The 15,731-nt window shown below is 52.8% G+C and carries 22 protein-coding genes and 23 other annotated features; of the genes, 17 read left to right on the forward strand and 5 right to left on the reverse strand.

Translation table 11 applies throughout. The annotated features are described in order from the left end of the window. Nucleotide 1 precedes the first annotated feature (1 nt). Nucleotides 2-7, forward strand: a ribosome-binding site (putative RBS for yjfL; RegulonDB:STMS1H004260). From yjfL to aidB, 4 genes are all read left to right on the forward strand, one after another. After that, the gene (gene yjfL, locus STM4374) for a putative inner membrane protein (RefSeq protein ID NP_463235.1) occupies nt 2-410 on the forward strand. Within the gene, nt 12-410 belong to an annotated coding region; the region does not span the whole gene. It overlaps the preceding feature by 6 nt. Then, nucleotides 410-415 (forward strand) — a ribosome-binding site (putative RBS for yjfM; RegulonDB:STMS1H004261). Its footprint overlaps the gene before it by 1 nt. Further along, nucleotides 410-1,058 (forward strand): putative inner membrane protein gene (gene yjfM, locus STM4375; protein NP_463236.1). Within the gene, nt 420-1,058 belong to an annotated coding region; the region does not span the whole gene. (Overlaps the previous feature by 6 nt.) Before yjfL ends, yjfM begins: the two co-directional genes overlap by 1 nt. Then, nucleotides 1,046-1,051 (forward strand) — a ribosome-binding site (putative RBS for yjfC; RegulonDB:STMS1H004262). Its footprint overlaps the gene before it by 6 nt. Continuing rightward, the gene (gene yjfC / locus STM4376; protein NP_463237.1) for a putative glutathionylspermidine synthase occupies nt 1,046-2,224 on the forward strand. Within the gene, nt 1,061-2,224 belong to an annotated coding region; the region does not span the whole gene. The genes yjfM and yjfC overlap by 13 nt, the downstream gene beginning before the upstream one ends. Further along, nucleotides 2,199-2,207: a -35 signal (putative -35_signal for aidB; RegulonDB:STMLTH004672), on the forward strand. Its footprint overlaps the gene before it by 9 nt. Continuing rightward, the gene (gene aidB, locus STM4377; protein ID NP_463238.3) for a putative acyl-CoA dehydrogenase occupies nt 2,199-3,931 on the forward strand. Within the gene, nt 2,309-3,931 belong to an annotated coding region; the region does not span the whole gene. The genes yjfC and aidB overlap by 26 nt, the downstream gene beginning before the upstream one ends. After that, nucleotides 2,226-2,234, forward strand: a -10 signal (putative -10_signal for aidB; RegulonDB:STMLTH004672). It overlaps the preceding gene by 9 nt. After that, nucleotides 2,294-2,299, forward strand: a ribosome-binding site (putative RBS for aidB; RegulonDB:STMS1H004263). A 44-nt stretch (nt 3,932-3,975) precedes the next feature. On the opposite strand, the gene yjfN is transcribed toward aidB, so the two are convergent. Beyond that, nucleotides 3,976-4,309 (reverse strand): putative inner membrane protein gene (yjfN, locus tag STM4378; protein ID NP_463239.1). Within the gene, nt 3,976-4,296 belong to an annotated coding region; the region does not span the whole gene. Next, nucleotides 4,304-4,309 (reverse strand) — a ribosome-binding site (putative RBS for yjfN; RegulonDB:STMS1H004264). It overlaps the preceding gene by 6 nt. Nucleotides 4,310-4,381: 72 nt before the next feature. Beyond that, nucleotides 4,382-4,724, reverse strand: a protein-coding gene (yjfO, locus tag STM4379; protein NP_463240.1) for a putative lipoprotein. Within the gene, nt 4,382-4,711 belong to an annotated coding region; the region does not span the whole gene. Further along, nucleotides 4,719-4,724, reverse strand: a ribosome-binding site (putative RBS for yjfO; RegulonDB:STMS1H004265). It overlaps the preceding gene by 6 nt. Before the next feature lie 158 nt (nt 4,725-4,882). After that, nucleotides 4,883-4,888 (forward strand) — a ribosome-binding site (putative RBS for yjfP; RegulonDB:STMS1H004266). Here yjfO and yjfP point away from each other — a divergent pair. Then, nucleotides 4,883-5,644 (forward strand): putative hydrolase of the alpha/beta superfamily gene (gene yjfP / locus STM4380; RefSeq protein NP_463241.1). Within the gene, nt 4,895-5,644 belong to an annotated coding region; the region does not span the whole gene. Its footprint overlaps the feature before it by 6 nt. On the opposite strand, the gene yjfQ is transcribed toward yjfP, so the two are convergent. Next, nucleotides 5,641-6,408 (reverse strand): putative transcriptional repressor gene (yjfQ, locus tag STM4381; protein ID NP_463242.1). Within the gene, nt 5,641-6,396 belong to an annotated coding region; the region does not span the whole gene. The two genes, yjfP and yjfQ, sit on opposite strands and share 4 nt — an antisense overlap. Then, nucleotides 6,403-6,408 (reverse strand) — a ribosome-binding site (putative RBS for yjfQ; RegulonDB:STMS1H004267). Its footprint overlaps the gene before it by 6 nt. A gap of 92 nt (nt 6,409-6,500) precedes the next feature. Further along, the gene (gene yjfR, locus STM4382; protein ID NP_463243.1) for a putative Zn-dependent hydrolases of the beta-lactamase fold occupies nt 6,501-7,577 on the reverse strand. Within the gene, nt 6,501-7,565 belong to an annotated coding region; the region does not span the whole gene. Continuing rightward, nucleotides 7,572-7,577 (reverse strand) — a ribosome-binding site (putative RBS for yjfR; RegulonDB:STMS1H004268). Its footprint overlaps the gene before it by 6 nt. Before the next feature lie 317 nt (nt 7,578-7,894). Between yjfR and sgaT the strand changes: the two genes are divergently transcribed. From sgaT to sgaE, 6 genes are all read left to right on the forward strand, one after another. Then, complete coding sequence (sgaT, locus tag STM4383) at nt 7,895-9,325, forward strand: putative PTS enzyme IIsga subunit (RefSeq protein NP_463244.3); 1,431 nt, start codon at nt 7,895-7,897, stop codon at nt 9,323-9,325. A gap of 1 nt (nt 9,326) precedes the next feature. Further along, nucleotides 9,327-9,332: a ribosome-binding site (putative RBS for sgaB; RegulonDB:STMS1H004269), on the forward strand. Further along, nucleotides 9,327-9,646 (forward strand): putative PTS enzyme IIsga subunit gene (gene sgaB, locus STM4384; RefSeq protein NP_463245.1). Within the gene, nt 9,341-9,646 belong to an annotated coding region; the region does not span the whole gene. Its footprint overlaps the feature before it by 6 nt. Beyond that, nucleotides 9,645-9,650 (forward strand) — a ribosome-binding site (putative RBS for ptxA; RegulonDB:STMS1H004270). (Overlaps the previous gene by 2 nt.) Then, nucleotides 9,645-10,120, forward strand: a protein-coding gene (ptxA, locus tag STM4385) for a putative PTS enzyme IIsga subunit (RefSeq protein NP_463246.1). Within the gene, nt 9,656-10,120 belong to an annotated coding region; the region does not span the whole gene. It overlaps the preceding feature by 6 nt. The genes sgaB and ptxA overlap by 2 nt, the downstream gene beginning before the upstream one ends. 1 nt (nt 10,121) lies before the next feature. Further along, nucleotides 10,122-10,127: a ribosome-binding site (putative RBS for sgaH; RegulonDB:STMS1H004271), on the forward strand. Then, nucleotides 10,122-10,784, forward strand: a protein-coding gene (gene sgaH, locus STM4386; protein ID NP_463247.1) for an arabino hexulose phosphate formaldehyde lyase. Within the gene, nt 10,134-10,784 belong to an annotated coding region; the region does not span the whole gene. (Overlaps the previous feature by 6 nt.) After that, nucleotides 10,783-10,788 (forward strand) — a ribosome-binding site (putative RBS for sgaU; RegulonDB:STMS1H004272). It overlaps the preceding gene by 2 nt. Then, nucleotides 10,783-11,648, forward strand: a protein-coding gene (sgaU, locus tag STM4387; protein ID NP_463248.1) for a putative hexulose-6-phosphate isomerase. Within the gene, nt 10,794-11,648 belong to an annotated coding region; the region does not span the whole gene. (Overlaps the previous feature by 6 nt.) Before sgaH ends, sgaU begins: the two co-directional genes overlap by 2 nt. After that, nucleotides 11,634-11,639 (forward strand) — a ribosome-binding site (putative RBS for sgaE; RegulonDB:STMS1H004273). It overlaps the preceding gene by 6 nt. Next, nucleotides 11,634-12,334 (forward strand): putative L-ribulose 5-phosphate 4-epimerase gene (gene sgaE, locus STM4388; protein NP_463249.1). Within the gene, nt 11,648-12,334 belong to an annotated coding region; the region does not span the whole gene. Before sgaU ends, sgaE begins: the two co-directional genes overlap by 15 nt. Before the next feature lie 128 nt (nt 12,335-12,462). Here the strand turns inward: sgaE and yjfY are convergent. Then, nucleotides 12,463-12,751 (reverse strand): putative outer membrane protein gene (gene yjfY / locus STM4389; RefSeq protein NP_463250.1). Within the gene, nt 12,463-12,738 belong to an annotated coding region; the region does not span the whole gene. Beyond that, nucleotides 12,746-12,751 (reverse strand) — a ribosome-binding site (putative RBS for yjfY; RegulonDB:STMS1H004274). (Overlaps the previous gene by 6 nt.) Before the next feature lie 176 nt (nt 12,752-12,927). Next, nucleotides 12,928-12,933, forward strand: a ribosome-binding site (putative RBS for STM4390; RegulonDB:STMS1H004275). Here yjfY and STM4390 point away from each other — a divergent pair. From STM4390 to yifZ, 6 genes are all read left to right on the forward strand, one after another. Beyond that, nucleotides 12,928-13,138, forward strand: a protein-coding gene (locus tag STM4390) for a putative cytoplasmic protein (protein ID NP_463251.1). Within the gene, nt 12,932-13,138 belong to an annotated coding region; the region does not span the whole gene. Its footprint overlaps the feature before it by 6 nt. Before the next feature lie 57 nt (nt 13,139-13,195). Further along, nucleotides 13,196-13,201 (forward strand) — a ribosome-binding site (putative RBS for rpsF; RegulonDB:STMS1H004276). Then, nucleotides 13,196-13,604, forward strand: a protein-coding gene (gene rpsF, locus STM4391) for a 30S ribosomal subunit protein S6 (RefSeq protein ID NP_463252.1). Within the gene, nt 13,209-13,604 belong to an annotated coding region; the region does not span the whole gene. Its footprint overlaps the feature before it by 6 nt. Continuing rightward, nucleotides 13,594-13,599, forward strand: a ribosome-binding site (putative RBS for priB; RegulonDB:STMS1H004277). It overlaps the preceding gene by 6 nt. Beyond that, nucleotides 13,594-13,925 (forward strand): primosomal replication protein N gene (priB, locus tag STM4392; protein ID NP_463253.1). Within the gene, nt 13,611-13,925 belong to an annotated coding region; the region does not span the whole gene. The genes rpsF and priB overlap by 11 nt, the downstream gene beginning before the upstream one ends. Then, nucleotides 13,915-13,920, forward strand: a ribosome-binding site (putative RBS for rpsR; RegulonDB:STMS1H004278). (Overlaps the previous gene by 6 nt.) Continuing rightward, nucleotides 13,915-14,157 (forward strand): 30S ribosomal subunit protein S18 gene (gene rpsR / locus STM4393; protein ID NP_463254.2). Within the gene, nt 13,930-14,157 belong to an annotated coding region; the region does not span the whole gene. The genes priB and rpsR overlap by 11 nt, the downstream gene beginning before the upstream one ends. Before the next feature lie 29 nt (nt 14,158-14,186). Next, nucleotides 14,187-14,192 (forward strand) — a ribosome-binding site (putative RBS for rplI; RegulonDB:STMS1H004279). Further along, the gene (gene rplI, locus STM4394; protein NP_463255.1) for a 50S ribosomal subunit protein L9 occupies nt 14,187-14,648 on the forward strand. Within the gene, nt 14,199-14,648 belong to an annotated coding region; the region does not span the whole gene. It overlaps the preceding feature by 6 nt. Before the next feature lie 136 nt (nt 14,649-14,784). Further along, nucleotides 14,785-14,790: a ribosome-binding site (putative RBS for yifZ; RegulonDB:STMS1H004280), on the forward strand. Then, nucleotides 14,785-15,722, forward strand: a protein-coding gene (gene yifZ / locus STM4395; RefSeq protein NP_463256.1) for a putative permease. Within the gene, nt 14,796-15,722 belong to an annotated coding region; the region does not span the whole gene. Its footprint overlaps the feature before it by 6 nt. The last annotated feature ends 9 nt before the right edge of the window (nt 15,723-15,731 follow it).

The raw sequence follows: 15,731 nt of genomic DNA on the forward strand, positions 1-15,731 counted from the left end.
ACAGGGAAATTATGCATATACTGGACGCATTACTGGCTTTCTGCGCCTATTTTTTTATTGGCGCGGCAATGGTCATTGTATTTCTTTTTATTTACTCAAAGATAACGCCGCATAATGAATGGCAGTTGATAAAAAATAACAATACTGCGGCATCGCTGGCCTTTAGCGGTACGTTGCTGGGCTATGTCATCCCCTTATCCAGCGCGGCGATAAACTCGGTCAGTATCCCGGACTATTTTGCCTGGGGCGGCATTGCGCTGGTGATTCAACTGCTGATTTATGGTTGCGTAAGGTTATACATGCCTACGCTGAGCGAAAAAATTATTCATCACAACGTGGCGGCGGGGCTATTTATGGGAACCGCAGCGCTGGCTGGCGGTATTTTTAACGCTGCCTGTATGACATGGTAACGGAAGATCATGGCAAAAAAACGAAAATCCAGAAGCACATCCGGCGTAGGCCATTCGGCAATAAGACGAATAGCCGAACCGGTCAATCCCTTTGAGCGGCAACGAAATCGCTACACGCCAAAATGCCTGACGCTGGCGATTATGGGTGGAGCGGCCTTTTTTCTCCTGAAAGGGTGCGGTGATGGCGGCAATAGTGACAACGACGGCGATGGGACGTTTTACGCCACGGTGAACGACTGTATTGACGATGGCAATAGCGCCAGCGTTTGCGCTGACGGCTGGAATAATGCGAAAACAGAATTTTACGCTAATGTGCCTAAGCAATTGACGCAGGAGCGCTGTCAGACGCAGTTTGGCGATTGCTACTTTGATATTACCGAGCGGAGCTGGGTTCCGGTATTAAGCGGCTTTTTACTCAGCCGCGCGATTCGTCAGAACCGTGATGAACAATACATCTATAGCAGCGGCGGTTCATCTTATGTCTCCCGTCCCGTCTGGCGCACCACATCCGGCGACTATGCGTGGCGCAGCGGCACAGGGAAAAGCGATACCGCGACCAGCCCTGGTTATATCACACGGAAAGCGTCCACCGTCTCCCGCGGCGGCTATGGCCGTTCTTCCAGCGCCCGCGGGCACTGGGGAGGCTAACCATGCTACGACACAACGTACCGATACGTCGGGATCTGGATAAGATCGCCTGCGATCACGGTTTTGACTTTCATGTTATCGATAACGAAATTTACTGGGATGAAAGCCGGGCCTACCGTTTTACATTACGGCAAATTGAAGAACAGATCGAAAAACCGACCGCAGAGCTTCATCAGATGTGTCTGGAGATTGTCGAGCGGGCCGTCCGGGATGAGCAGAGCATGCAGCAGCTGGCGATCCCGCCATTGTACTGGGATGTCATCGCCGAAAGTTGGCGCAGCCGCGATCCTTCGCTTTACGGGCGGATGGATTTCGTCTGGTGCGGCAAAGATCCGGTTAAATTGCTGGAATACAATGCGGATACGCCGACGTCGCTCTATGAGTCCTCCTACTTTCAATGGCTATGGCTGGAGGATGCCCGTCGTAGCGGCGCCATCCCGCGTGATGCCGATCAATACAACGCGATACAGGAGCGGCTGATCGCCCGCTTCAGCGAGCTGTACAGTCGGGAACCGCTCTACTTTTGCTGTTGTGAAGATACCGACGAAGATCGCACGACGGTGCTGTACCTTCAGGATTGCGCGCAGCAGGCGGGGCAGGAAACGCGATTTATCTATATTGAAGAACTGGGGCTTGGCGTAGGCGGCGTGCTGACCGATCTGGACGATAACGTGATTCGCCGCGCCTTTAAGCTCTACCCGCTGGAATGGATGATGCGCGATGACAACGGCCCGCTGTTGCGAAAACGTCGTGAGCAATGGATTGAGCCATTGTGGAAAAGTATTCTGAGTAACAAAGGGCTGTTGCCGTTATTGTGGCGCTTTTTCCCTGGCCATCCGAATCTTCTGCCGGCCTGGTTTGAGGGCGAAAAATCGCTCGCAGCGCCAGGCGAAAGCAGCGTACGGAAGCCGATTTATTCACGTGAAGGCGGCAACGTCACGATTTTCGACGAGCGGCAAAATGTTATCGATCATGCCGACGGCGACTACGCTGACGAGCCGATGATTTACCAGGCGTTTCAGCCTTTGCCGCGCTTTGGCGATAGCTATACGCTGATTGGCAGTTGGATCATTGACGATGAAGCCTCCGGGATGGGGATTCGCGAGGACAATACGCTAATTACCAAAGACACTTCCCGTTTCGTCCCACATTATATTGCCGGTTAATCATACTTTTGTGATCTTGCTCCGGCGTCAATGGCGCAGTCATGACCATACTTGACTTCAGCGCCATTGAAGGAGGGAGACACCATGTCCTGGCAAACACATACCGTCTTTAATCAACCTGCTCCGCTCAATAACAGTAACTTATTCCTGTCTGATGGCGCGCTGTGTGAAGCGGTTTCCCGGGAAGGCGCGGGATGGGATAGCGATCTTCTCGCCAGCATTGGCCAACAACTGGGAACGGCAGAATCACTGGAACTGGGGCGTCTGGCGAACGCGCATCCTCCTGAGTTGCTGCGTTACGATCCCCAGGGACAGCGTTTGGATGACGTTCGCTTTCATCCCGCCTGGCACCTGTTGATGCAGGGGCTTTGCGCTAATCGGGTACATAACCTGGCCTGGGAGGAGGAGGCAAGGGCGGGAAGTTTTGTCGCCCGGGCGGCGCGTTTTGTATTACATGCTCAGGTAGAAGCGGGAACACTCTGTCCTGTCACGATGACCTTTGCCGCGACACCGTTGCTATTGCAGATGCTTCCCGCCACTTTCCATGACTGGCTGGCGCCGCTGCGCAGCGATCGCTACGATTCGCATTTGCTGCCGGGCGGGCAAAAGCGGGGTCTGCTCATCGGCATGGGAATGACGGAAAAGCAGGGCGGATCGGACGTACTCAGTAATACGACCCACGCGGAGCGGCTGGCGGATGATTCATATCGGCTGGTGGGACATAAATGGTTTTTCTCTGTGCCGCAAAGTGATGCGCACCTCGTGTTGGCGCAGGCAAAAGGAGGACTATCCTGTTTCTTTGTGCCGCGTTTCCTGCCAGACGGGCAACGGAACTCTGTTCGTCTTGAACGCCTGAAAGATAAACTCGGTAATCGATCTAATGCCAGCGCCGAAGTCGAGTTTCAGGATGCTATCGGCTGGCGGCTGGGAGAAGAGGGCGAAGGGATTCGGCATATCTTAAAGATGGGCGGTATGACGCGTCTTGACTGCGCGCTCGGGAGTCATGGCTTAATGCGGCGCGCATTTTCAGTCGCCATTTACCATGCTCATCAGCGTCAGGCTTTTGGTAAGCCGCTGATCGATCAACCGTTGATGCGACAAACCTTAAGTCGTATGGCGCTATGCCTGGAGGGGCAGACGGCGCTTTTGTTTCGGCTGGCGCGCGCCTGGGAGCAACGTCGCGAGGCGAAAGAGGCATTATGGGCGCGATTATTCACGCCAGCGGCGAAATTCGCCATCTGTAAGCTGGGAATCCCTTTTGTGGCTGAGGCGATGGAGGTTCTCGGCGGGATGGGGTATTGCGAAGAGAGCGAACTCCCGCGCCTGTACCGTGAAATGCCGGTGAACAGTATCTGGGAAGGTTCCGGCAATATCATGTGTCTGGATGTACTGCGGGTGCTGACAAAACAACACGGCGTCTATGACGTATTGAGTGAAGCTTTTGCGGAAGTCAAAGGTCAGGATCGCCATTACGACCGCGCGGTACGTCAGCTACAGCAACGTTTACGCAAACCGGACGAAGCAATGGGCAGAGAGATTACGCAGCAGCTTTTCTTGCTGGGGTGCGGAGCGGAAATGCTGCGTCATGCCTCGCCGCCGCTGGCGCAAGCGTGGTGTCAGATGATGCTGGATACACGCGGCGAAATGCCGCTGCCTGCCCAGGTGCAAAATGATTTACTGTTAAGGGCGACCGGGGGACTGCGGTAACGTTTGACCTGTAGTACATGCCATCCGGCGCGAGCCACGCGGCATCAGGCATAGAGTATCGCCTGTACGCGCCAGTTATCCGACTGTTGTTCTTCATACATTTGAATAATTCTGTACCAGGACGCACCCTGTTCATCGGCTTTCAGGGCGATAATCCGCTCTACATCCTGTGGGTTTCCTGCAACATTACTGACCGAGATCAGGCCGATTTCATTCAGACCCGTTACGCAGTCAGCACTGGCGAATTCGGCAGACTGTGCCGTCGTACTCACCAGTCCGGCAGAAAGCAGCAGTGAGGATAAGGCAAGTTCTTGTTTCATCGTCAGCTCCTTATTACATACCCCGCATTTAACAGGACGCTCCATCACGGTAAACCTGTTTGTTTATTGTGCACAGGTAAACGCATAAGGGCGCAAAGCAATGTAAAACTGACTAAAAATCAATCTACTGTTATTGACGATACAAAATGGCTTGTGAATACCACTGGCCGGTTACAACCGTTTCATCAACCATTAAGATAACGTAATAATCGGCTTTCGCAGCGACGGCTTTCGCTCTGATTTCATCTATTGCATCATCCGGGGAGCCCCGAACCAGCGCGCTTACGGTCCCCATCCGCTGTAGTCCTTGCGTTTGATCGCGACGGATTTCCTGCGGGTGATCGGCGACAGGCGGCGCAGGTTGCGGCGTACCCTGCAGCACGCTACACGCGCTTAATAACAGCGCTGCTATCAATGAAGCAAACCGACGCATAACTCTATCTCGTTTCCTGATAATCATAGTGTAATGCCTTATTGATTTCCCTTTAGGGGGAATGTTCCCGAAGTGTTACCTGTCACGCGATTTTCGAATGAAAACGTTGCGAAAGTGTAACCCAGTTCTCAAACATTATGAATTATTGCGCTATCCATAAACTTGCGTTAAGTATTTCTCCGTGGCATACCGGATAAAAAGGAGAGAATAATGATAGCGATTGAAACACGACAATTAGCCGGAGGCGTCGTACTACATGCCTTCCCGGAAGGGAAACGCGCCGTGCCGCTTCCCTGTGTGGTGTTCTATCATGGCTTCACCTCCTCCAGCCTGGTTTATAGTTATTTTGCCGTTGCCCTGGCACAGGCAGGATTCCGGGTAGTCATGCCGGATGCGCCGGAGCATGGCGCTCGCTTCGGCGGCGACTCACAGGGACGAATACACCGATTCTGGCAGATTCTGCACCAAAACATGCAGGAATTTACGACGTTACGTGCGGCGATTCAGGCGGAAAACTGGCTACTTGACGGGCGGTTGGCGGTGGGCGGCGCATCCATGGGCGGTATGACGGCGCTGGGCATTATGACGCGTCACCGAGAGGTAAAATGCGGGGCCAGTTTAATGGGGTCGGGCTATTTTACCGGGCTCGCCCGGACGCTTTTCCCGCCGTTATCCCCGCAGAACCCGGCACAGCAGGCGGAATTCGACAATATCATCGCGCCGCTACGTGAATGGGAAGTCACACACCAGTTAGAGCGACTGGCCGACAGGCCGCTTCTGTTGTGGCATGGTCAGGAGGATGACGTGGTGCCTGCTATCGAAACCTTCCGGCTCCAGCAGGCACTCGCCGCGGCGAAGCTGGATAAGCATGTGACCTGTTTATGGGCCGCAGGCGTGCGGCATCGCATTACGCCAGAAGCGTTGTCGGCGACGGTAGCGTTTTTCCGACAGCATCTTTAAACGCGGAGTATGCTTACACCCTGGGCTTCAAGCTGTTGCAAAACCTGCGGATTGGCATTTTTGCCGGTAATCAGCATAGCGATCTGATCGGCGCGGCTGAACAGCATCCCCGCGCGCTCGCCAATTTTACTGCTATCGACCAGCGCGACCAGTTTCCCGACGACGCTGAGCATTTTTTGTTCCGCCATGGCGGTTAGCATATCGGTCTTGTACAGGCCATCTGCGGTTAAGCCCTTTCCGCTGGTAAACATCCAGTGGCCAGCATAGAGACTGTTTTCACTTCCCTGCGGGCTCAGGGTAATCGACTGGCTTTTATTATACTGACCACCCATGATAATCACGCTGTCATGCTCTTGATCGATCAGATAATTCGCCAGCGGCAGATAGTTGGTAATGATCTGTACCGGCTTCCCGCACATTTCACGCCCCAGCAGGAAAGCGGTGGAGCCGCAGTTAATCACTACGCTTTCACCCGGGTTTACCAGCTGCGACGCCGCTTTCGCGATGCGTACTTTTTCATCGTGGTTTTGCGCCTGGTGCAGATTCATCGGCGTCCAGCGGGGCCGCTGTTGGGTAATGGCCTCTGCGCCGTTGCGCACTTTTTTAAGTTTCCCGCTTTCGTCGAGCTTGTTGATGTCGCGGCGCGCTGTCGCCGGGGAGATCCCCAGACGCTCAATCACGTTTTCGACGGTAACAAAGCCCAACTGTGCCAGCATATCCAGCAGTATTTGATGTCTTTGTGCTTCAGTCATGAGCTATTCCGATACAAATTGATTTGAAAAGATGATATTTGAAATAGCCTGGAAATACTAAAGTAAATGGAAAAAATGCCGGGTAATCCCGGCATGATATCGACTCACAGGAAGGATTTGAACGGTAGATCGGGTTCAATGGTAAAGCAATCGTCAAACCCACGCGGATAGTGGTATTCGAAATTGTCTTTATCCAGCGGCCAGGTAAACTTGCCGCCAACCTGCCAGATAAACGGTTTAAAACCATACTTCAGGCGATCTTTCTTCATTTCCCATAGCACGCGGATCTCTTGCGGATCGGCCTGGAAGTTCGACCAGATATCGTGATGGAACGGGATCACCACTTTGGTATTCAGCGATTCCGCCATGCGTAAAATATCCGCGCTGGTCATTTTGTCCGTAATACCGCGCGGGTTTTCACCGTAAGAACCGAGCGCGACATCAATTTGATGTTCGTTGCCGTGTTTCGCGTAGTAGTTGGAATAGTGAGAATCGCCGCTGTGATAGAGATTGCCGCCCGGCGTTTTAAACAGATAGTTAACCGCGCGTACATCCATGCCGTCCGGCAGTACGCCAGCGGCTTTCTGATCGGCGGGCAGGGTGATTAATGCGGTGCGGTCAAAGGCATCAAGCGCATGAATTTCAATATCTTTCACTTTCACGACATCGCCCGGTTTTACCACGATGCAGCGTTCTTTCGGCACGCCCCAGCCAACCCATAAATCCACGCAGGTCTGCGGGCCGATAAACGGAACATCATCGGCGCAATTCTGCATTACGGCAGCCGCGACATTGACGTCAATGTGATCGTTATGGTCGTGGGTCGCCAGGACGGCGTCAATCTGACGGATAGCGAAAGGATCGAGAACAAACGGCGTGGTGCGCAGGTTAGGCTGTAATTTTTTGACGCCAGCCATACGCTGCATCTGGTGGCCGGTTTTCATCAACGGATTACCGTGGCTCTGTTTACCGGTACCGCACCAGAAATCGACGCATACGTTAGTGCCGCCTTCAGATTTTAGCCAGATCCCGGTACAGCCCAGCCACCACATAGCGAACGTACCCGGCGCGACCTGCTCTTGTTCAATCTCTTCGTTCAGCCAGCTTCCCCACTCCGGAAACGTGCTCAGAATCCATGATTCACGCGTGATGCTTTGTACTTTACTCATCGCATTTACCTTCATGTTTGTTCAAAATGGTTCAAAACGTGATTTGTTTTGATTAATCCTGACACTATTTTCTCAAGAAGGCAATGGGCTATTTTTTGACTTTTTGGAAGGAGAGAACGCAGTCAGGAGAAGATTTAATCTTGTCTGGCGTCATGTGAATGTTTGCATCTTTATGATTTTACTTATTTTAATGAAAAAATGAGTTACCTATAAGTAAACCATGTATTAAGTGTGCTAATTATTTGCGCGCTACGTCACAGTTAATCAAATTTAATCTTGTTGTGATTACTTTTGAAAATTAAAGTGAAGGGACTTTATCCTGAGCGCCTGTGACTCAGCAACCTCGTCTACCGGAGATCGTTATGGAGATCCTCTACAACATCTTTACCATTTTCTTTAATCAGGTAATGACCAATGCCCCGCTATTACTGGGTATTGTGACCTGCCTGGGCTATATCCTGCTGCGCAAAAGCGTCAGCGTGATCATCAAAGGGACGATCAAAACCATCATTGGCTTCATGCTGCTACAGGCCGGGTCCGGCATTCTGACCAGCACCTTTAAACCGGTGGTGGCGAAAATGTCTGAGGTCTACGGCATCAACGGCGCGATTTCCGATACCTATGCTTCGATGATGGCAACGATCGAACGGATGGGTGATGCGTATAGTTGGGTAGGCTACGCGGTGTTGCTCGCGCTGGCGCTGAATATTTGTTACGTCTTGTTGCGACGCATTACCGGTATTCGCACCATCATGTTGACCGGGCACATCATGTTCCAGCAGGCGGGGCTGATTGCGGTCTCTTTCTATATCTTCGGCTATTCCATGTGGACCACCATTATCTGCACGGCGATACTGGTTTCCCTGTACTGGGGTATTACCTCCAACATGATGTACAAGCCGACTCAGGAAGTGACGGACGGCTGCGGTTTCTCCATTGGTCACCAGCAGCAGTTTGCTTCCTGGATTGCCTATAAAGTCGCGCCGTTCCTGGGCAAAAAAGAGGAAAGCGTTGAAGACCTCAAACTGCCGGGCTGGCTGAACATTTTCCATGACAACATCGTCTCCACGGCGATTGTAATGACCATCTTCTTTGGTGCCATTCTGCTCTCTTTTGGTATCGATACCGTACAGGCGATGGCGGGTAAAACCCACTGGACAATCTATATCCTGCAAACCGGTTTCTCCTTTGCGGTGGCGATCTTCATCATCACCCAAGGCGTGCGTATGTTTGTCGCCGAGCTCTCTGAGGCCTTTAACGGTATCTCCCAGCGTCTGATTCCGGGCGCAGTACTGGCGATTGACTGCGCCGCTATTTATAGCTTCGCGCCTAACGCGGTGGTCTGGGGCTTTATGTGGGGCACCATCGGCCAGCTGATTGCGGTTGGCATCCTGGTTGCCTGCGGCTCCTCGATCCTGATTATTCCTGGCTTTATCCCGATGTTCTTCTCTAACGCCACTATCGGCGTGTTCGCTAACCACTTCGGCGGCTGGCGTGCGGCGCTGAAAATTTGTCTGGTGATGGGGATGATTGAAATCTTTGGTTGCGTCTGGGCGGTGAAACTCACCGGTATGAGTGCCTGGATGGGTATGGCGGACTGGTCGATTCTGGCACCGCCGATGATGCAGGGCTTCTTCTCCCTCGGTATCGCCTTTATGGCCGTCATCATTGTAATTGCACTGGCTTATATGTTCTTCGCTGGCCGCGCACTGCGCGCAGAAGAAGATGCAGAAAAACAACTGGCAGAACAGTCTGCTTAATAAGGAGTTTTGATTATGACCGTACGTATTCTGGCTGTGTGTGGCAACGGACAGGGCAGTTCCATGATCATGAAAATGAAAGTGGACCAGTTTTTAACCCAATCAAACATTGACCACACGGTAAACAGCTGCGCGGTTGGCGAGTACAAAAGCGAGTTGAGCGGCGCGGATATCATCATCGCTTCTACCCATATTGCAGGCGAAATCAGCGTGACCGGCAACAAATATGTGGTTGGCGTGCGCAACATGCTGTCGCCTGCGGATTTTGGCCCGAAACTGCTGGAAGTGATCAAAGAACATTTCCCGCAAGACGTGAAGTAAGGATGCAACATGAAATTACGTGATTCACTGGCGGAGAATAATTCTATCCGCCTGCAGGCTGAAGCGAATACCTGGCAGGAAGCCGTCAAGATCGGCGTCGATTTACTGGTGGCTGCAGACGTGGTAGAGCCGCGCTATTACCAGGCGATTCTGGATGGCGTTGAGCAGTTTGGCCCCTATTTTGTGATTGCCCCCGGCCTGGCGATGCCGCATGGCCGCCCGGAAGAAGGGGTGAAGAAAACCGGTTTTTCGCTGGTGACCCTGAAAAAGCCGCTGGAGTTCAACCACGAAGATAACGACCCGGTCGATATTCTGATCACCATGGCGGCGGTTGATGCCAACACTCACCAGGAAGTGGGCATCATGCAGATCGTCAACCTGTTTGAAGACGAAGCTAATTTTGACCGTTTACGCGCCTGCCGTACCGCGCAGGAAGTCCTGGATCTCATTGACCGCACCAACGCGGCAGCTTAAGAAGGAATTGAAAATGTCATTACCAATGTTGCAGGTCGCGCTGGACAACCAGACTATGGATAGCGCCTATGAAACCACTCGCCTGATTGCCGAAGAAGTCGACATTATCGAAGTGGGCACCATTCTGTGCGTGGGCGAAGGCGTGCGTGCGGTTCGCGACCTGAAAGCGCTTTACCCGCACAAAATCGTGCTGGCGGACGCCAAAATTGCCGATGCCGGTAAAATCCTCTCCCGTATGTGTTTCGAAGCCAACGCGGACTGGGTGACCGTGATTTGCTGTGCGGATATCAACACCGCAAAAGGCGCGCTGGATGTGGCGAAAGAGTTCAACGGCGACGTGCAGATCGAACTGACCGGTTACTGGACCTGGGAACAGGCGCAGCAGTGGCGTGATGCGGGTATTCAGCAAGTGGTTTATCACCGCAGCCGTGACGCGCAGGCGGCAGGCGTGGCGTGGGGCGAGGCGGATATTACCGCGATTAAGCGGCTGTCCGATATGGGCTTTAAAGTGACCGTGACCGGCGGACTGGCGCTGGAAGACCTGCCGCTGTTCAAAGGCATTCCGATCCATGTCTTTATCGCGGGGCGCAGCATTCGCGATGCCGAATCGCCGGTAGAAGCCGCACGGCAGTTCAAACGCTCCATTGCCCAACTGTGGGGCTAAGGAGCGGCTATGCTGTCGAAACAAATTCCGCTCGGCATCTATGAAAAAGCGCTCCCTGCCGGGGAGTGCTGGCTGGAGCGCCTGCGGCTGGCGAAAACGCTGGGTTTTGACTTCGTTGAAATGTCGGTGGACGAGACCGACGCCCGACTGGCGCGGCTCGACTGGAGTCGCGAGCAGCGCCTGGCGCTGGTGAGCGCGGTTGCTGAAACCGGCGTGCGTGTGCCGTCCATGTGTCTGAGCGCGCATCGTCGTTTTCCGCTCGGTAGCGAAGATGACGCGATACGGGCGCAGGGGCTGGAGATTATGCGTAAAGCGATTCAGTTTGCGCAGGACGTCGGGATTCGCGTCATTCAACTGGCGGGGTACGACGTTTACTATCAGCAGGCCAACGACGAAACGCGTTGCCGCTTCCGCGATGGGTTAAAAGAGAGCGTTGATATGGCCAGCCGCGCCCAGGTGACACTGGCGATGGAGATCATGGACTACCCGCTGATGAATTCCATCAGTAAAGCGCTGGGCTATGCTCACTACCTCAATAACCCGTGGTTCCAGCTCTATCCAGATATCGGCAATCTGTCTGCCTGGGATAACGACGTACAGATGGAGCTACAGGCGGGAATCGGGCATATCGTCGCGGTACACGTCAAAGATACTAAACCCGGCGTGTTCAAAAATGTGCCGTTTGGCGAAGGCGTTGTCGATTTCGAACGCTGCTTCGAAACGCTCAAACAGAGTGGCTATTGCGGGCCCTATCTGATTGAGATGTGGAGCGAAACAGCAGAGAACCCGGCGGCAGAGGTAGCGAAAGCGCGTGACTGGGTGAAAGCGCGCATGGCCAGCGCCGGTCTGGTGGAGGCAGCCTAATGCAAAAGCTCAAGCAGCAGGTATTTGACGCTAACATGGATTTGCCCCGTTATGGGCTGGTGACCTTTACCTGGGGCAACGTCAGCGCTATCGATCGCGAACGCGGGCTGGTGGTGATTAAGCCAAGCGGTGTCGCCTATGAAACCATGAAGGTAGATGACATGGTGGTGGTGGATATGGATGGCAAAGTGGTGGAGGGACGTTATCGTCCTTCTTCCGATACCGCTACCCATCTGGCGCTGTATCAACGCTATCCGTCGCTTGGCGGCGTCGTTCATACCCACTCCACCCACGCCACGGCATGGGCGCAGGCGGGGATGGCTATTCCAGCGCTCGGCACCACGCACGCGGACTATTTCTTTGGCGATATTCCTTGTACCAGAGCGTTAAGCGAAGAAGAAGTGCAGGGCGAGTACGAGCTGAACACCGGCAAGGTGATCATCGAAACGCTGGGCGAGGTGGAACCGCTGCATACGCCAGGTATTGTCGTGTATCAACACGGGCCGTTCGCCTGGGGGAAAGATGCGCACGATGCGGTACATAACGCGGTCGTCATGGAGGAAGTGGCGCGAATGGCGTGGATTGCGCGCGGTATTAACCCGGCGCTGAATCCCATCGACGATTATCTGATGAATAAACACTTCATGCGTAAGCATGGCCCGAATGCGTATTACGGGCAGAAGTGAAGTATGAGCTCCGGAATGTGAATATTATCGGGATGTCACAGGTCTAATTCCGGAGCCATCTTTCCGCGAAAAAAGCCCCCTGCTCAGGGGGCAAATCAACTATGGCTTTTTCGTTGGTTTTCCTGATGCTAGCGATAAATATTCGCGCTGGCGTGTATATTGCCGTTGCTACCCGGTTCCCGGATAAGTATGACGTGATAATACATTGCGTTTCGCACGTCGGCCTCTTCATTCAGCGCCAGATTGGCTTCACTTTCCGTGGCGAAGTTATGGTTGATGTAGATTACGCCTAAGCTGCGCACATCATCCATATTTCTGGCCTGATGATTATTTAACTCGACGGCTGCCGTTGCCGTTATGCCAGGCAAAAGCGCAGCCAGAAATAACATTATCCGGGCTCGCATAGAGTACCTCCTCAGCAGCGCGGTCTGGTTGGCGATATCCCCCTTTAGTGAATCGCTTCTGGTTTAATTTTAACCATAACCCGCCGCAGAGATGGCGACCTTTTCTGATGCTGTTGTTCAAAAAATTATCGCATTGTCGCTTTTTACCTGATTAACAACCCATTGATGTATGCCGCCATGTTTAAGAAATCCTGTGTGGCAAAAAAGTGCGCTGACCACAGTGTCAATTTCTCTGCCGCAACAGGCCGTTTATAGTGGCATGCGATATGAAGTTAATATCTCAGCAGCAAAATGTGACGGGACAGGCGTTACGTTCGGCACGATAAATAATTGTACAATCACCTTGAGTTTGCCCGCAGGCGCCAGTATTATAACGCGTCATTTTTCAGCCGACCTTTAACACGTTCCTTGCCTCCATGGGCCGCGGCTGACCCAGACAGGAGGCTGAATAATCCGTAAGGAGCAATTCGATGCGTCATTACGAAATCGTTTTTATGGTCCATCCTGACCAGAGCGAACAGGTTCCGGGTATGATCGAGCGTTACTCTGCCGCCATCACTGGCGCAGAAGGCAAGATCCACCGTCTGGAAGACTGGGGCCGCCGTCAGCTGGCTTACCCGATCAACAAACTGCACAAAGCGCACTACGTTCTGATGAACGTTGAAGCGCCGCAGGAAGTGATCGATGAGCTGGAAACTACCTTCCGCTTCAACGATGCCGTTATCCGCAGCATGGTTATGCGTACTAAGCACGCTGTTACCGAAGCTTCTCCGATGGTTAAAGCGAAAGACGAGCGCCGTGAGCGTCGCGATGATTTCGCTAACGAAACCGCAGATGATGCTGAAGCTGGGGATTCTGAAGAGTAATTTCTGATGACCAACCGTCTGGCGTTGTCCGGCACCGTGTGCAGGGCCCCCCTTCGAAAGGTCAGTCCATCAGGAATTCCGCATTGCCAGTTCGTGCTTGAGCATCGTTCTGTGCAAGAGGAAGCCGGCTTTCACCGGCAGGCGTGGTGCCAAATGCCCGTTATTGTTAGCGGACACGAAAACCAGGCCATTACTCACAGTATAACGGTCGGCAGCCGCATAACCGTTCAGGGGTTTATTTCTTGCCACAAGGCAAAGAACGGTCTGAGCAAAATGGTTCTGCATGCCGAGCAGATTGAATTGATAGATTCTGGAGACTAGCCATATGGCACGTTATTTCCGTCGTCGCAAGTTCTGCCGTTTCACCGCGGAAGGCGTTCAAGAGATCGACTATAAAGATATCGCTACGCTGAAAAACTACATCACCGAAAGCGGTAAGATTGTCCCAAGCCGTATCACCGGTACCCGTGCAAAATACCAGCGTCAGCTGGCTCGCGCTATCAAACGCGCTCGCTACCTGTCTCTGCTGCCGTACACTGATCGCCATCAGTAATCGGTCACGGTCCATTAATACGACTTTGAGAGGATAAGGTAATGCAAGTTATTCTGCTTGATAAAGTAGCAAACCTGGGTAGCCTGGGTGATCAGGTTAACGTTAAAGCGGGCTATGCTCGTAACTTCCTGGTACCAAAGGGTAAAGCTGTTCCGGCTACCAAGAAAAACGTTGAATACTTCGAAGCACGTCGCGCTGAACTGGAAGCTAAACTGGCTGACGTTCTGGCTGCTGCAAATGCACGCGCAGAGAAAATCAACGCCCTGGAAACCGTTACTATCGCGTCTAAAGCAGGCGACGAAGGTAAACTGTTCGGTTCCATCGGTACTCGCGACATCGCTGACGCTGTGACTGCGGCTGGCGTTGACGTGGCTAAGAGCGAAGTTCGTCTGCCGAACGGCGTTCTGCGTACCACTGGCGAACACGAAGTGAACTTCCAGGTTCACAGCGAAGTATTCGCAAAAGTTATCATCAACGTGGTTGCTGAGTAATCAGGCATTCTCGTTTTTGCTAGCAACGAAACGTCGGCCCAGCGCCGACGTTTTGCTTTTTTAACCCCATCGCTTTTCGACTGGCTATCTCCCCCTCTTTTCGCGATAATCAAAAATAAAACATTATTTTAATTTCTTGGTGAAAGAATGGATACCCAACGCCAGGCCTCCCCGTTTGCCCGCAAAAACGTCGTTTATGTGTGTGCCGCATTTTGTTGCTTGCTATGGGGCAGCGCTTATCCAGCCATCAAAAGCGGTTATGACCTCTTTCAGATAGCCACCGATGATATCCCTTCTAAAATTGTTTTTGCTGGTTATCGTTTTTTGTTTGCGGGTGGGTTGCTACTACTGTTCGCGCTGCTTCAGCGTAAACCGATTGGTCGGTTTCGTCCGCGCCAGTTTGCTCAGTTGACGTTACTGGGGCTGACTCAGACGTCGCTGCAATATCTCTTTTTCTATATCGGCCTTGCGTTCACCTCCGGCGTGAAAGGCTCAATCATGAACGCGACAGGCACATTCTTCAGCGTATTGCTGGCGCACTTTATTTATCAGAACGACCGATTGAGCTACAACAAAACGCTCGGCTGTATTCTGGGCTTTGCGGGCGTCATGGTGGTGAACGTCAGCAACGGCCTGGATTTCAGCTTTAATCTGCCGGGAGAAGGCTCCGTGGTGCTGGCGGCGTTTATTCTTTCTGCGGCCACGTTGTATGGCAAACGTCTCTCGCAGACGGTCGATCCGATGGTCATGACTGGCTATCAATTGGGGATTGGCGGTCTGGTACTGGTCATTGGCGGTTACGTTTTTGGCGGTACGCTGACGATACATGGCTTCTCGTCGGTGGCGATTTTAGTCTACCTGACGCTGCTCTCGTCGGTCGCTTTTGCGCTATGGAGCATTTTACTCAAATATAATCGCGTGGGGATGATTGCGCCGTTTAACTTTCTGATCCCGGTTTCTGGCGCGGCTCTTTCGGCTATTTTTCTCGGCGAGAATATATTGGAGTGGAAATACATGATTGCGCTGGTGCTGGTGTGTTCGGGGATTTGGTGGGTGAATAAGGTGAAGCGGTAATGCTTCACC

It is taken from the genome of Salmonella enterica subsp. enterica serovar Typhimurium str. LT2 (assembly GCF_000006945.2).
Lineage (GTDB): Bacteria > Pseudomonadota > Gammaproteobacteria > Enterobacterales > Enterobacteriaceae > Salmonella > Salmonella enterica.